The following is a 16235-nucleotide window of genomic DNA, read 5'->3' on the forward strand; positions in this document are numbered from 1 at the left end:
CGCCTGAAATGGCTCGCTGGAGTAATACACATTGCCCAAATGCTGTGTGTCGGCTGGAACTTTTCAACACACTAAATGGCAACTTAGCTAAGTACCTTCCTGGACTCCTCATCCGCAAATTGCTGCCGTACCAACTGGTAATAGTATCCTTTCTTCGCCAACAGTTCCTTGTGTTTTCCCTGCTCTACAATCTTGCCGTCACGGACTACCAAAATCAGGTCGGCGTTTCGGATAGTGGACAGGCGGTGGGCGATCAGGAAGGAAGTGCGGCCTTTCAATAGTTTGTCTGTGGCCTGCTGGATCAGCTGCTCTGTTTTGGTGTCGATAGAGGAGGTTGCTTCGTCCAGAACGAAAATGGCGGGATCTGCCAGTACTGCGCGGGCAAAGGAAATAAGCTGCTTTTCTCCAGTGGAGAGACGGTCGCCGCCTTCACCTACGTCACTGTCATAACCTTTGTCAAGCTTTTCGGCTACCTCATCGGCATGAACTGCCTTCGCAGCAGCCTTTACTTCTTCATCAGTGGCATCCAGTCTTCCATAACGGATATTCTCCATCACAGTCCCGGAGAACAGATGTGGATTCTGAAGCACATAACCGATGTTACTGTGCAGCCAAAGCTGACTTCGCTCACGGTAATCTCTGCCGTCGATGAGGATTCTTCCCTTAGTGGGCTCAAAGAAACGGCAGGCCAGGTTCACCAGCGTACTTTTCCCTGCACCGGTCTCTCCGACGATTGCCACATTGGTACCAGCCGGAATTTTCAGGTTGAAGTTGCTGAGCACCTCTTCTTTTCCATCGGGATACTGGAATGAAACGTTTTCAAACTCAATGTCGCCTTTAATGGGTTCCCAGTTCTCCTTGTGGGGATCAAAGAAATCTCCATACTTTTCCAGAACCTCTGGGGAGTCTACCACCTGGGGCTTCTCTTCCAGAAGGGAGGTCACCCGCTCAACGTTGGCCTGAGCAGAAATGCACTGGGACAAAATTCCTGCAAGCCTCTGAATTGGTTCAAAAATTCCAACTGCATATGCAGTAAATGCAGCAAGTGTTCCTATGTCCATACTTCCATTCAGAACCATAATGCCGCCACGCTCCAGTACAAGGGCAGTTGCCAGAGCTCCAAAGAAAACTACCAGCGGAATATAAATTGCATTTAATCTGGCAGCCTTGATAGACGCACTTCTCATCTCCTCAGTGACAGAGGCAAACTCCCGGAAGTTTTTCTCCTCCACAACCAGGGATTTCACAGTTTTCGCGCCCATAATTCCTTCGTTGTAGCCACTTGTGATCTTGGAATTGATTTTTCTCACCTGACGGTTCCATGTGAGGATCTTATTCTGGAAATACCAGGTAAGGACTGCAATAGCTGGAACGATCAGCATGATCACCAAAGCCAGTTTCCAGTTCAGAAACAGCATTGCAACAAACACACCCACTACATAAAAGATAGCCCACAGCATATCGATCACATCCCAGGCGATCAACTCTGTGATCCTGGCTACGTCGTTCATTACCCTGGACAGGATATATCCAACCGGAGTTGCATTGTAGTAGGAAAAAGACAGCTTCTGAAGATGAACAAACAATGCCCTTTTCATATCACAGCCTGTTTCCACATCAAGTGTCATGCAGCCTCTGGTGAAACAGATGACGGACCACATCTGAAAGACGATCACTGCAATATACAGCGCAATAAATCCTCCAAGTCCTGCCAGAGTATTTTTCTCGATAAAGGAATCAATGGCCTGTCGCTGAAATAACGGCATGATAATATCCACTACGGAGCAGAGAATATTCATCACAATTACCATAATCAGCACATTTTTCCGGGGTGCAAGGAAAGGGAAAACCTTTTTCCAGATGGAAATATCAATGGATTTTGTATATTCTTTTTCTTCTATCCGCACATTGCACCTCCTTCCATGAGACGGATATCACTGTTCATCTGAATCTCATAAATGTCTTTGTATGGTCCCTCCTGGTGGATCAGTTCCTCATGGGTACCCATCTGCTGGATTTCTCCCTTGTCCATCACAATAATACAGTCAGCCTGCATAAGAGATGTGATCCGGTGGGAAATCATAATAACCGTTGCTTTCTCCATCTCTTTTTTCAGTTCTTTGCGGATCTTGTTGTCTGTCTCCGTATCTACTGCGGATAGGGAATCGTCAAATACCAGGATCGGAGCTTCTTTCATCAGCATTCTGGCAATTGCAACACGCTGCTTCTGTCCACCGGACAAAGTGACGCCACGCTCACCTACGATGGTGTCATATCCGTCTGTAAAATGAAGAATTGACTCATCTACACAGGCAATCTCCGCTGCATGGCGGATTTCTTCATCCAGAAGCTTCTCCTTTGTGATGCCAATATTCTCACGGATGGTTCTGGAGAAAAGGAACGGTTCCTGGAGTACCATGCCGATATTCTGGCGCAGGTACTGACGGTCAATGTCACGAATGTCTGTACCGCCAATGGTAATACTGCCGCAGTCTTCCGGCAGATCATATAAACGGTTCAGTAAATGGACCAGAGTTGATTTTCCACTTCCAGTTGTGCCAAGGATTGCAAAGGTGCTTCCGGATGGGATTGTGAAATTGATATTTTTCAGAACCGGGTGGTCTGGAGAATAACCGAAAGATACATCGCGGAAGCAGATATCGCCATCCATGGCAGGTTTCATTCCACTGACAGGTCCCAAAGTCTGCTTTTCTCCACAGCCTTTATTTTCGGAATCCTCACTCGTTTGCTCTGCTGTCCGCGCAGGAATCTTATAAGCCAGAGTTGCCTCACTCTGTCCTGCCTTCTTCTTTTTCGCAATATTCTCTGCATTTTCATTTCTGTCTGTAGACTTAGCTTCACACTTTACAGCAGCATCTTCTTCCTCAGCCTCCAGAATATAAGCCACACGTTCCATGGAAACCCCAGCCTTACTCATATCTGAAATAATCCTTCCCAGGCTTCGCACCGGCCAGGTCAGGGACGCATTATAGGAAATAAATGCCATAAACTCTCCCAATGTGATCTGTCCATTCACGGCAAAAGCAACACCAGTCACCATAACCACCAGCACCTGCAGGTTGGTGATCAAATCTCCCGATGCCCAGTAAACGCTCATCAGTTTTCCAAGATATACCCATAAATTGGAGTAGGCATTATTTTTCTCATCAAACCGGTCGATTTCATACTTTTCTCTACCAAAAGCACGCACTACACGAACTCCAGTCAGATTCTCCTGCACGGTACTGGAAAGTGCCCCCTCCGCCTCATCAGCATCCTGAAAACGTTTCCCGATCCTGGAATAGAAATAGCAGGAATAACCGATGATCACCGGGAAAAAAGCTGCTGCAGCCAGTGTGATCTGCACATTCATGGAAAACATGATTCCCAGATACAGTACGATCAGGAAACAGATTCGAAACACCTCCGGCAGCTGCCTGCACACAAAGTTACGGATCACTTCCACGTCAGAGGTACATCTCTGAATGATCTCCCCGGTCTGGTGCTTTACATGCCAGGAAAAAGGCAGATACTGGGTGTGGTGATACAAGGTGTCACGGATGGATTTCAGGAAATTCTCTGAGCCTTTTGCCAGGCACATTTTACTTAAGTAATTAAAAACTCCCGAAAGAACTGCCGAAGCAGCTACCAGAAGTGCTGCCAGAAGCAGTGTCTGCCGCACATTCAGACCATCCGGAATTCCATCCAGCACCAGAATATGGTCTGCTGTGTATTTCACGATCTGTGGGATCAACGCATTACATGCTGTAAACAACACCGAAAATAATAGCGTTCCCACAAAAAACCGGATATTTCCTTTCAGGAAACGGAAAATGATCCGGAATTTCCCGGTTTTATTCTTCGTATTCATACTTTCCCCCATTTTATAGAAAAAGGACACTCCCTGAACGAATCAAGGAATGTCCTCCTTCACTCCAAAAGTTTTACATATTCTTTCCAATGCATCATATTCCAAGGCCTTGTTTCCTACATAACTCTCAAAGGCTCCAAAAAATTCCCAGGCCGCAGGCTGCAGATACAGTTCTTTTTTCACATATCCATCCAGGATCACTGCTTCTGGCAAAAGACTTTTATAGGCGGCGCTCTGTGCCCCCAGCACATAAATCCTGTGCTCCTTCGACAGCTGCTCCAAAGCTTTTTTCTGCTCTGCAGTTGGTGCAAGCTCACCATTTACCAGAATACTTCCCGGAACCGGCTTTTGTACCAGCTTCATGGAAATACGCTCTCCCTGCAGGTTCCATTTCCCACACACAAGGTAAGTCTCACCATTGTAGGAAACCGTTTCCACCTGGTTCTCCTCTGGTCTGGCTGCAGCAAGTACCGGAAGGCGCATTATCCGAAGGCGGTTTTCCTTTCCGTAGTCTCCCAGCTGCTGGCAATCTGCCGGAGCATATATCCGGTCAAATACAGTAAGGGCTTTTCGCCATCTTGCCGGATATTTTTCATGGATGTAAGGCAGAAAATCAAGATCCACCAGAACTTTCATTTTCGCCGGTGCCTCTGCTGCCAGATAATATGGCAGATACCCTGTACTTCCAGCCATGATCACCACATCCCAGGAACTGCTGCCGAACAGCCTGCCCCACTCTCTTCTGGCAAGCATTCGCATATATCTTCGTATTTCCGGATTTTCCAGATAAAGAGCCGGATTTTTCTCAATCATACGGTAATTCAGGAAATCCTCCTCACTCAGAGTCATCCTTCCTGCGCCCATCACTTTTGGAATCTCTTTTTCAAAGGCGAGAAATTCTTTCACATCTCCCCTGCTTCCAAGCCAGCCACTATAAATAACCGTATCATATTTTTCCCTGTCCATACTGTCTGCAAGCTTTCGGACAACAAGCTTAGCCTCCCGCTCGGCTTTCCAGCTGCTAAGGATCAGGACTTTCTTCCTTTCCTCCTGATTTCGAAGGGAGAAAAACTCCATTCCAGGCACTGCATTCTGACTTCGGATACACTCCAGAAGACTGCCTCTGCCTTCTTTTAATCCTTCCTTTTTCTCTATGATCACTTTTCCATCATAGACTTTTCCCAGGGTGCATTTTTCCAGCCATGCTTCCTTCGCTTTACTCTTAGACGGAGCGCAGATATAATCTGTTTTCAGAAGCTCCCTTGCCGTAACTGAGAGAAATTCTGCAGTCTCCACAGACTTCCTATCATAAATTTCCAGCATGGGATTAAAATAAACCTGTGTTTCTTTTTTCACAAAAGAGCCTGGCAGAACCATATTACCGATAATGTAACCTGCCTGGGAAAGCGCCTCCAGATATTCACGACTTTCCTCTTTTACATAGTCCACACCTGTTTTTTTCACCAGATGAAAACCGCCTTTTATGCAGGCCGTAACACTCGCCTTCTCAGAGGAAACATACTTCTTCAGCGCATAGTCCAGCATTTCCAGAAGCAGGTCACTGCCAGGCTTTTTTTCATCTATAAGGAAGAAAAAATGGGAAGCATCCACCGGATTCCCGCATACCTCTGCGTAGGCATAGTTTTTGGAAAGTTCTTTCTTATTCTCATGGATGAATTTCAGAGCCTGACGCTTCACGCTCTCATAATCCTCCATATTATCTTTCAAAATCTTCTCTATCTCATTCATCTGAAGTCCTCTTACCTTCTATCAGCTCATCCAGCTTCTCACACTGTTCCTGATTCCAGGACCTGGCCTGAAAGCTGTAAGGCATCTCTGTTGTGCAGTCTTCTGCCAGCAGCTTCATATTCATGGTTTTTGCAGCAAGGGTACCCAGGCTTTCTTCTTCCCCTTCCGGGCAGATAAAATAATCGCACAGATTCATAAATGCAAAGGGTTTCTCAAGCCATCCGGTAAGGATCACCCTTCCCTCCAGGTGAAGCTCTGAAACCATAGCTTTCAGCTTCTGATACCCTTTCCCTTTTCCGGTAATGTACAGACAGGTATTTTTCTCCAGACGGCAAAAGGCTTTCAGAACGTTCTGGGCTTTCTGCTGGTACATACAGATATAATTGATTTTCTCTGTATCCGGTGCCGGAATGGCTTCCACGGTAATAACAGCTGGATTGCTTCCCTGGTATCTGGCAATAAAGTAGCTTTCTGTGGCAGATACGATTACCTGCTGGCCTGCCAGCTCCTTTGCAATCTGTTTTTCCCTGACAAAACGTGCATTGTATTGGAAAAACCGAACACCCTCCATCTCCTTTACCACCACGGAAAACAGGCTCTTTTTCTCGGTAAGGTCAATTGCACAGTCGAATTTCGCCTCTCCAAACAGGCGCCTTGCCTCTCTCTTGTAAAAAGCATGTGGAATATCTTTTATTTTTCCCTTCAAAAACAGCTCATTCTTCGCGATTTCCTCCGCTTTTCCGTTAAAAGGCTGACCACGGTAAAGGATCCGAAGCCCGGCAGGAAGACCTATGATCTGTTCTTCTGCAAAATCGTCTCCACCACCGCACACAAGCAGGGTAACATCGTATTTCTGAAAATCCAGGTTCTCTACAAGCCCAAGAAATGCTTCGGTGTCATCTCCCTCAGAAAAATCACCGGCATACATCAGAAGCTTTTTCTTTGGTAACTGCGCCTCATCCTGACAGGATATGCACCGGGAATCTTCTTTTCCGTGGAATACAATGTCTGCAAGGCGGCGGCAGACCTCTCCGTCATCTTGCGGGCACGCCCAGGCAGCTTCCCTTTCGTAAACCTTCCGGTATGGCTCCATGGCTCTTTCGGCATCCTTCACATAATCTCCAAGCTGCTCATAAGTTTCTGCAACAGGCCCCGGCAGCTTATCAATTCCAAAGTATAAGCCTCTGTAATTCTTATATTCTGCAAGATCCGGGATGAAGAACAAAATGGGCTTTTTTGATACCAGATAGTCAAAATAAATACTGGAATAATCGGAAATCAGAACATCTGTAGCACGAAGAAGCTCATTGGTATCTACGGTTGCAGGAATATACTGTCCGGTTATCCCTACTGTGTCTTTAATGTGGTAGTATACAATCTGATGAGGCTTCACCAGCACCTGGTACTCCCTGGTATCCACATTCTCCTCGATGGTGCGGATCATCTTCTCATAGGCATCCAGGCTGGTATCAGGGCTGGAATACCTGCTGCCCTTCCAGGTAGGCGCATAAAGGATCAGCTTCTTCTTTGGATCTGCCTCCACGCCTGCCATCTGTAGCTTCTTAAATACGTTTTCCCGGTCTGTGTGAAAATAACTGTCATTACGTGGCTGCCCGATTTCCAGAATTTTTCCGGGATAAAGATTTTTCATTTTGAACGCATTCTCATAAATCTCTGTCATAAAATGATTGGGCGCGATCAGATAGTCTGCTGCAAGGAAATTCCTTACTGTATTTCCTGCACTCACCTTGCCTGCCGGAATGTCAAATCCAATGGTTTTTAATGGGATTCCGTGCCAGGTATCCACAAAGATCTGCTCCTTGCGTTTGGTAAAATATCCGGGAAAGCTTACATTATTGATCAGATATTTGGCTGTAGCCAGATATTCCCTGTATTCTACAGACTGGAATTTAATAAATTTCACATTTGGATCATCCCTGTAAAGTCCCATCCAGGGTTCATTATCCGAAAAATCGTCAATGACCCAGACATGGAGATACTCCTGAAATTCTGTCTGGGTCAGCAAATACTTGAAAATGGCATGAGGGCTGCAGGTCATGCCTCTGCCCCCAAATGCCTCGTATAGTATACATTTTTCTTTTATGGGACTGTCAAGAAAATCCGCGTACTTCTCCCGAAGCTCCTCCGTAAGATTGTATTTTGCCTCATCCCTGGCTCTCTTTAAGGCAGCCTCAAAAGTGTCCTTTTCTTTACCGGAATTTTCATCCGGGCGGACCAGCTTTTTCACCAGCTTCTTCAGGTTGTTCACGGTGATCTTCATGTCACTTCCCCCTCTTCTTCGCAACTACACGTTCAAAAAGTCCGTCCCATTCTTTCACAGCCTTATCGATAGAGAAATCATCAGACTTGGCAATGGCATTCGCAGACATCCGGGCACGAAGCTCTTCATCATGTGCCAGTTTCAGCATGGCCTGGGCAAATTTGTGGGGATCAAACGCTTCAGGAAGGAAACCGGTCTTTCCGTCATCAATAATCAGATCCATGGCGCCCATATGATAAGCGATCACCGGAAGGCCAAACTCAAAGGCTTCCATAATCACCATAGGCCAGCCCTCCCATCTGGATGGAAGAAGGAAAACAGAAGAATTCAAATAATACTTCTCAGGCTCATTGGTATATCCTACAAAATGGACACGCTTCTCCAGATGACGCTTCTTCGCATCTGCCCTGATCTGGTCAAAAAGATCTCCGTCTCCAATGATATCAAGCTCCCACTCCGAATCCTCTTTGCAGAACTCTTCAAAGGATTCCATCATAAGATCCAGTCCTTTGGCATATACGAAACGGGTCGCCATAAGAAAACGTTTGGATTTCACATCGCACTTCTTTTCACTGACAAAGCTTCTGGGATTGATTTTTACTTCACAATCTATTCCAAGCTTCTCCATATAGTCCCGCTTATCATAATCACTTAACACAATGTAGCGGTCCAGATTTGGCAGATACTGCTGAAGAAGGTTCTCCTGCTGCCAGAAGACGACAGGCTTCACATGAAGGTATCCGTCATAGCAGTTATGCTGCCAGCCGATGGTTGCGGCTTTCAGCCGGGGCGCGATCATGGCAAGTCTCAGGCTTAAGGATGCTGTGGTAAGGATCACGTCATAATCCTGGGAATTGAAATATTCCACCCATTTTTCTCTTGTTTTTTGGGGAAAAATTGCTTCTGCAAGAATGGGATTCAGGCTTTTTTTATTAAACATACCAGATCTGTCATTGAGCTTCTTCACCAGATAGCGGGCGCAGAAAGCCGGGGTATGATGCTTATTCACGAACTGGCTGTTGTCAATGAAATCCACATTGATATCTTCACTTAAATGATACATGGTGCGGTCTTCACGAAAGCGGTCTTCATAAGTCATGATCGTCACTTCATGCTCTTTCACCAGCTCGTTGGCCAACAGGGAAACCACTCTCTTGGTTCCGCCCAGATCAAAGATTTTTGTTATCCAGATACATATTTTCATGTTATATACCACCCCTACCGGGGCTTCCTCCTTTTGCGGGATAAATCCTGAAGCATGTAAAAAAAGGCTTTCGTATTTTCACTGTTATATCATAATTTTGAAATAATCCAGAACACGTTTGCAGTAATTATCTGTTACATTATGAGTCTTTGCAAGAATTGCCTTACGCTGATTCTCATAGTCATCTTTTCCATTTTTGACATCCAGAACAAACTGTTCAAACTGCTGTACATTGTAAATGTGTTCTCCTGGCATGTATTCCAGCGGATCTTCAAATACCCATCCTCTGGACTCCGTATAGGCATCATAGTCATCCAGGGTAAATCCAATAGGTCTGTTAAGAAGCAGATAATCAATTGCCACAGAGGAATAGTCAGAAATCAAGGCATCCGAACAGTTGATAAACTCATAAAGCTGCAAGCCATTGTCTTCCAGATCCTGATTTTCCAGATAAACAATGTTTGTCAGCACATTTTCTCCGAAGTCATATGGAATCTGGAGATAATGCTTCTTAATTACCACAAGTACATGATTATCACGACAGAAATTATTAAAAGCAAGAAGCCTCTCCTTATCGTCCAGGATCGGGATATTAAATTCATTGTTCAGCGTTTCCTCATTCAGTCTCTCGCTGCTTGCATGACGGTAGGTAGGCATCCACAGGATCAGCCTGTCACTGTCAGCTGCTTTCAGAAGCTTTTCCTTATATGCTCTTGCGGCGTCGCTGCCCTTCATCATCTGATCGTAACGGGGATAGCCAAGTGCAAGAAGCTTTCTGGAACTGCAGCCAAAGAACTCTTTCTTCGTCTCAATAAACACATCTCCTGGCACCAGACAGTAGTCGAAAAATACCTTGCGGTTGTTCTTGTTCGCCTTGTAGCCGCAGCCATGCCAGAGATTTACAAAGGTCTGACCCTTTCTTGCCATTCCGATCCAGTTAAATGCCTGGGTGTAGAAAATAAAGGCTGAGGTCAATGCATAGCGGTAAGCTGCTGCCCGGCGGATCGTCGTGTTCTTCTTAAAATTGCGGACAAACTTCACATTCTCCGCCTGGTATTTCTTATACTTCTCCGGCTCATGAACCAGCCAGACAAGCTCATATTTTTTATTATATCCATTTGCGACCATATAATCAAAAAGAGCCCGGCAATTGTCTGTAAAATCATCATTTGTCTCAAACAGGATTCTGTTTTTCACCATGCGTGGGGGGAATTTGCGAAGTCTTCTCACTTTCCAGCGGTCATATAAAGCGTAAGTCACATAGCCTTTGAAAGTGGTGAGCAAAGGTCCCGCGCCCTGCTCTTTCAGGATTTTTGAAAATTTCTTTAGAATTCTCTGTGCTCTTTCCATGGATTTTACCTTTCTTAATATATTACAGTCCAGAGCCTGTCTGAAAAAGGCTCTAAAGCAGTCCACATTAATACTCTTTCAGTTTCTCACGAAGCATTGTAGAAGAAGTATCTTTGGTGTAGGGAAGATAAACCAGCCTGGCTCCCAGGGCTTCCATCTCTTTCCCGGTGCGCTCCCAGCGCTCATTTCCCTTCCAGTCATCTCCGATATAAATTTCATCGAAACGGATTTTATCCCAGATTTCTTTTTTATCAAGGGTATTTGTGATGATCACCTCGTCCACATATTTAATAGACCGGACGATCTCTGCCCGCTCTTCCAACGGCACGATAGGTCTTTTATTCTTATAGCTTTCCACAAGCTCATCTGTATTTACGCCTACGATCAGATAATCACATCTTCTCTTGGCATTTTTGATCAGGTTCAGATGACCGATATGAAACATATCGTAAGTTCCCTGTGTGTATCCGATTACCTTTCCCATTTATCCTTCTCCTGTATCTGTTTTCTACGAAAAAATAATCATCCCTCATTCTGTCAGTCTCTCCCTTGAATTGTATGATTTCTTCTCAGAGCCTGTCAGAATAGGTACATTCTGCTTTTATTTTACTTTATATTCAAATACTCTGCAAGTGCCTCGCAGTAACCTGACTTCTTTGGCATAGTGTGCATTGCAGGCAATAATCTTCTTCTCTCTTCCTTAAAAGGATCCTCTCCCACTGCAATATGGGAAAAACAGTCCTTCAGATCCTCTAAATTGTAAATCTTCTCACCTGGCATATACTCTTCCGGATGTTCAAACACAAATCCTCTGGTGCTCCGATAGCTTTCCAGGTCTGTGAGCACATAGCCCAGAGGCCGGTCAAGAAGCATATAGTCTACTGCAATGGAGGAATAATCCGAGATCAGTCCATCCATAAGTCCCACCAGTTCATACAGCTGAATGCCCGATTTCTGAAGCATTTCTTCTGTCACATAACGGATATTGGTATACGCACCTTCATTCAGGGACCAGCCAGACTGAAGGGGATGTTTTTTGATGATCAGAAATATTCCGCATTCCCTCAAATGAGCATCCAGAGCTTTCAGCTCCGCCTCGCTCTCCAATGCAGGAAGCTGAAAGGGAAGTTCAATTTCATTCTCTGCGCTGATCAGCACCTCACTTTTTCGGAAAGTAGGCATCCAGATCACAGTTTTCATATCCTTATGGGAAAAAAGCTTCTCCAGCGCCTCCCCACGGCTGACAGATGGATGGAGCATCCAGTCATATCTTGGATAGCCAAGGGCAAGAATCTTCTCTTTCTCACAGTTCCAGTAACGGGATTTTGTTTCCACAAACACAGGTCCCGGCACCATGGCATGGTCAAAATGCATCATGCTTTTTCCTGCTGGCGGCTTGTTGTCTTTGGCTGCATCCTTATAGCCGCAGCCATGCCACATGTTCACTGTGGTCTGCCCTTTACAATGGTAAAAATTCAGGTAAGCTGTATTGTTTGTATAGAAAAAAAATCCTGCAACAGCACCATAATAATAAGCAAGGGGGCTGGACCAGCCATATTTATTCTCTGCTGTTACAAATTTAACATTCTTGCATTTCAGTTTCTCACATTTTTTCTTATCGGAAACCATCCAGATAATCTGATAGTTCTCATTTATTTTATTCTGAATCAGATATTCATAAAAGGCCCTGGGATTGTCTGTCATGTCCTGCATAGTACGGTTTTTCAGCACAATGCAGTTCTGACGGAGCTTCCCGTGATTCCCGAACCATTTTCCCACCATGGCAAGCTCCGCTTTTGAACAAAAGCGGCCCAGATAATAAAGAACACTTCCAGCCAGACCCTCTTCTTTTATTTTCCTTTTAAGGGAATCCTTTGTCATCTCTTACCCTCGTTTCTATAATTTGCCTGACAAAAATTACGATACACCAGAGCCTGTATGAAAAAGGCTTTCTGCAATTACATCTCAAAAGACGATTTCTCTGGAAAAATCACTTCAAAGCTTCTCTGAATTTCTTTCTTCTGCTTCTCAAAATCACCCACATTCACATCATCATTAAGGCAGATCATCTTACACGCCTGTCTGCGAATGGTATGGTGGATCTGCTGATCATGTTTTCCTATGGTATAAAATCTTCCAAGCTTCGGTGACTGGGGCGTAAATTTCCCTTCCATGTACTGCCAGTATTTCATCACGTACTGGTTCACATCGAATACTGTGCGGAAACGATTCTTACAAACCTCATCCAGAACAGCACCCTCTTCGTCCCATACTTTCCAATAGGTTGCTTTCAAAAAAGGACTTGGAAGATGTGAATATTTAAAACTGGAAAATTCACGATAAGGCAGCATCAGCACATTGCGAAAGAGCATTGCTCCATAAGCCGGACTGAACCATTTTTTTGCCTGCTTTTTGATCACTTCTTTTTTATTATAATGCATATTGACAAGAGCTGCATCATTCATAAGAATATTGGCAAAAGGATTGCGGATATCGTCCTGCACAAGGGCGGTCTCAATACAGCAGTCACAGGGAAGTCCGTTTTTGAAAAAATCTTCCGGTTTCACTGAATCAATGAGAAACATATCATCATTAAAAAAGACGAAATGCTCTGACAATCCTTTTATTCGGTGAAGATTCAGTTCTATGGAATTAATATTAAAGGTAGGAAGATAAGCAGGCGCCATAAAATCCTCATGCTTTACAATCTGAATCTTCTCATGCGCTGTATTCAGCCACTTTGGAACATGTCCCCATGTGACAAAATATATTTTATTTACCCAGGGAGCAAATTTCTCCATACCGCGGAACCAGTACTGGAGATTATCCCAGTCGCGGTATCTGCTCTCCCCGGCATCAGTTCCCCTGCCAGGCTGATATTCCCTGCGCTGTGCAAGCCAGTCAGGGTCACTGCCGTCCACCCAGGTGAGCACAAAATCTATTTTTTCCATTCCTATTCTCCTGCTCTTTAAATGGTTGCGGTCTAGAGCCCTTTTCAAACACGCTCTAAAGCTTTCTCAGTCAGCTTATCTGCCATACAGAAGCATCAGCTTCTGCCCTTCCTTATGGATGTCAAATCCTGCTTCTGCCAGCCTTCTGGCCGCTTCTTCTCTTTCGATTCTCCCGGCTTCCTTCATCTTAAACACAGCTTTGGCCCATTTCTCCGGGCTTTCTGTCAGGGAAATCATTGTCACATTTTCCCGGGAGAGTACTGCTTCTCCTGTGATCTGGTCTGAAATCACACAGGGCAGGCCATTGGCCTGAGCTTCCAGAAGAGTAAAGGGAAGTCCCTCAAATAAAGAAGGAAACAGGAAAACATCCATGGCGCTTAAGTACCGCTCCACATCCTGACATACTCCCGTAAATATGATTTTATCCAGGACACCCGCCTTCTTAGCCTGCTCCTGGATCTGTTCCTTTAATTCGCCGTCACCAATAAGGCAAAGCCTTGCAGCCGGCTCTTTTCGTTGGATTTCATGGAAAATACGGAGAATGGCCTCATGATTCTTCTGAACCTGAAACCTGCCTACATGCCCTACTACCAGGGCATCCCCGGAAATCCCCAGCTTTTCTCTGATTTTCCGCCTGTTTGACTCTGAAAAGCCATATTTATCTGTCTCAATTGCGTTTGCAACCAAAGTTACCTCGCCCCGTTCAAAAGCCTTATCTCCGAACAGCCATCTGCCTGCTTTTTCGGAACAGGCAAACTTCTCATTCACATAATGCTTTATTCTGGGACGATTCATGCCATCCATCAGCTTACGCACAATTCCCGGTGCTGAAGCGTTATGGGAATGTGCGATCACCTTTCTCACTCCAGCCTGCTTCGCCAGGCGAAGTGGTACGATATTGGCTGCTGAAAGCATATTCACATGCACGACATCGTACTTTTCCTGGGAAAGGAGCTTCCGAAAGGCCTTTATATAGCCAAAGTAATCTTTTTTTATATTGGGAACATAAAAAACCCGTCCACCAAGCTCCAGGATTTCTTTCTCATAAGCAATCGTTCCATACATGGATACAAAATCAAAGGATACTCCCTGTCTGGCCAGTTCCCTGAAATAATTCATTACAAATGCTTCCATACCGCCAGGATTATTTCCCAGCCCTACCTGCAGGATTTTCACGATGATCAGCCACCTATCATTTTACTATATTGCTCAGAGATCGGATCAATGTCGCCGTATGCGATCAGCTTGCCTTTTTCCAGAATCATGGCCTTATTGCAAAGGCGCTGTACCTGTTCCAGAGAATGGGATACAAAAAGGACGGTAACACCTGAGTCAAACATACTCATGATCTTCTTTTCACTTTTTTTACGGAACTTGGCGTCACCTACGGAAAGGACCTCGTCCAGGATCAGGATCTTCGGTTCTACTACTGTGGCAATGGAAAAGCCAAGTCTGGATTTCATACCGGAGGAATAATTCTTCACCGGAACATCCATGAATTTCTGAAGTTCAGAGAATTCTACAATCTCATCATATTTGCTGTCAATAAATTTTTTGGTATATCCAAGCATGGCACCATACAGGTAAATATTCTCTTTTCCTGTATACTGCGGGTCAAAACCAGCGCCAAGCTCCAGAAGGGGAACCATTTTTCCATGTTTGTCCACATGACCCTCAGTAGGCTTGAATACACCGGAAATCACCTTCAGAAGAGTACTTTTTCCGGCTCCGTTAAGACCAAGGATACCTACACGGTCTCCCTTTTCTACGCTGAAGCTTACATTCTTCAGCGCCCAGAATTCATTGTACTGGATTTCTCTCTTAATGGTTTTAAATATATAATCTTTTAAGCTGTCAACCTTCTCACGGCTCAGGTTGAACTTCATGCTTACGTTATCGACTTCAATGGCTGTCTTGCTCATATTTTCTCCTTAACATGTTCCTGTAAATGGTAACTTAGAGCGTATTTGAAAAATACCTTCTGCAGGGAATGATTTTTCAAACAGGTTCTAGATGTACAGAATAAAATTATCCTGTTTTTTCTTGAAGCATACAAGTCCGATGATGGTGATCACTACGCTGAATGCAGCTGCATAAATTACATATGGCGCATACATAGGCTCTCCGAAGATTGCAGATCGGAAAATCTGAATGGTACAGTACAGCGGATTGAACTTCAGGATCCATGCCCAGCCACTCTTCAGCAGCTTGCTTGGATAATAGAAGATGGCACATGTATACATGATCAGCATCAGGGCAACAGACCAGAGGTACTCAATATCTCTGAAAAATACACCGATAGTTGCAAGGAACATTCCGCATCCGTAGGAAAGGATCAGAATGATGATCAGGGCAACTGGTGCCTGAAGCAGATAAATAGTCGGTTTCACACCCAGGATCACGCCTACAATGGCAAGCACAACCAGGGAGATCAGAAAAATAATATAATTATAAATTACAGTTGAAAGTGGATACAGATATTTCGGTACATACACTTTCTTGATCATTGCTGCATTGGATCGGATGGATTTCAGCGCAGCTTTGGTTGCAGAGGAATAAAAGCTGTATAGAAGACGTCCGGAAAGAATGTATACAGGGAATGTTTTGTCTGTGTTTCCATACAGGGTTCCGAAGACAATTGTCAGTACCACCATGGAAAGCAATGGTTCTAGCATGGACCACAAAATACCAAGGTAGGAACGACGATATTTCAGCTTGATTCCTTTTTTGACCAATTCACTTAACAGGAACTGATACTGTCTGAGATTATCTAAATATTTCTTCATATTCACTCCATTATATTATGAAAAATTTGGCTTTCTGTTTTAT

At 44.6% G+C, this 16235-nt stretch carries 12 protein-coding genes; all 12 read right to left on the reverse strand.

From position 1 onward, the window contains the following. Nucleotides 1-83 precede the first annotated feature (83 nt). Nucleotides 84-1907: an ABC transporter ATP-binding protein gene (locus AB5618_RS19535; RefSeq protein ID WP_227200905.1), complete on the reverse strand. Its 1824-nt coding sequence runs from the start codon at nt 1905-1907 to the stop codon at nt 84-86. After that, the gene (locus AB5618_RS19540) at nt 1898-3871 is read right to left on the reverse strand and encodes an ABC transporter ATP-binding protein (RefSeq protein ID WP_368367002.1); all 1974 of its coding nucleotides are present in this window, start codon (nt 3869-3871) and stop codon (nt 1898-1900) included. Before AB5618_RS19540 ends, AB5618_RS19535 begins: the two co-directional genes overlap by 10 nt. A gap of 42 nt (nt 3872-3913) precedes the next feature. Continuing rightward, nucleotides 3914-5620 carry a hypothetical protein gene (locus AB5618_RS19545; protein ID WP_368367003.1) on the reverse strand — a complete coding sequence of 569 codons (1707 nt, stop codon included), beginning with the start codon at nt 5618-5620 and terminating at the stop codon, nt 3914-3916. Next, complete coding sequence (locus tag AB5618_RS19550; RefSeq protein ID WP_368367004.1) at nt 5613-7901, reverse strand: CDP-glycerol glycerophosphotransferase family protein; 2289 nt, start codon at nt 7899-7901, stop codon at nt 5613-5615. Before AB5618_RS19550 ends, AB5618_RS19545 begins: the two co-directional genes overlap by 8 nt. A gap of 1 nt (nt 7902) precedes the next feature. Beyond that, nucleotides 7903-9105, reverse strand: coding sequence for a glycosyltransferase (locus AB5618_RS19555; RefSeq protein ID WP_368367005.1), 1203 nt, complete (start codon nt 9103-9105; stop codon nt 7903-7905). 84 nt (nt 9106-9189) lie between these two features. Then, complete coding sequence (locus AB5618_RS19560) at nt 9190-10455, reverse strand: CDP-glycerol glycerophosphotransferase family protein (RefSeq protein WP_226815712.1); 1266 nt, start codon at nt 10453-10455, stop codon at nt 9190-9192. A gap of 67 nt (nt 10456-10522) precedes the next feature. Continuing rightward, nucleotides 10523-10939: an adenylyltransferase/cytidyltransferase family protein gene (locus AB5618_RS19565; protein ID WP_118579597.1), complete on the reverse strand. Its 417-nt coding sequence runs from the start codon at nt 10937-10939 to the stop codon at nt 10523-10525. Between the two features lie 122 nt (nt 10940-11061). Next, on the reverse strand, nt 11062-12336 hold the full coding sequence (locus AB5618_RS19570) for a CDP-glycerol glycerophosphotransferase family protein (protein ID WP_148461865.1): 1275 nt from the start codon (nt 12334-12336) through the stop codon (nt 11062-11064). Between the two features lie 77 nt (nt 12337-12413). Then, nucleotides 12414-13406 (reverse strand): Stealth CR1 domain-containing protein, encoded by a 993-nt coding sequence (locus AB5618_RS19575; RefSeq protein WP_148461866.1) that lies wholly within the window; start codon nt 13404-13406, stop codon nt 12414-12416. 75 nt (nt 13407-13481) lie between these two features. Further along, nucleotides 13482-14582 carry a glycosyltransferase family 1 protein gene (locus AB5618_RS19580; protein ID WP_368367006.1) on the reverse strand — a complete coding sequence of 367 codons (1101 nt, stop codon included), beginning with the start codon at nt 14580-14582 and terminating at the stop codon, nt 13482-13484. 5 nt (nt 14583-14587) lie between these two features. Then, nucleotides 14588-15328 (reverse strand): ABC transporter ATP-binding protein, encoded by a 741-nt coding sequence (locus AB5618_RS19585; protein WP_118579582.1) that lies wholly within the window; start codon nt 15326-15328, stop codon nt 14588-14590. 87 nt (nt 15329-15415) lie between these two features. Next, nucleotides 15416-16192: an ABC transporter permease gene (locus AB5618_RS19590; RefSeq protein WP_148461868.1), complete on the reverse strand. Its 777-nt coding sequence runs from the start codon at nt 16190-16192 to the stop codon at nt 15416-15418. Nucleotides 16193-16235 lie beyond the last annotated feature (43 nt).

Origin of the sequence: Ruminococcus sp. J1101004sp1_RTP21198st1_B9_RTP21198_201120, from assembly GCF_040924245.1 — a bacterium.
Lineage (GTDB): Bacteria > Bacillota > Clostridia > Lachnospirales > Lachnospiraceae > Blautia_A > Blautia_A faecis.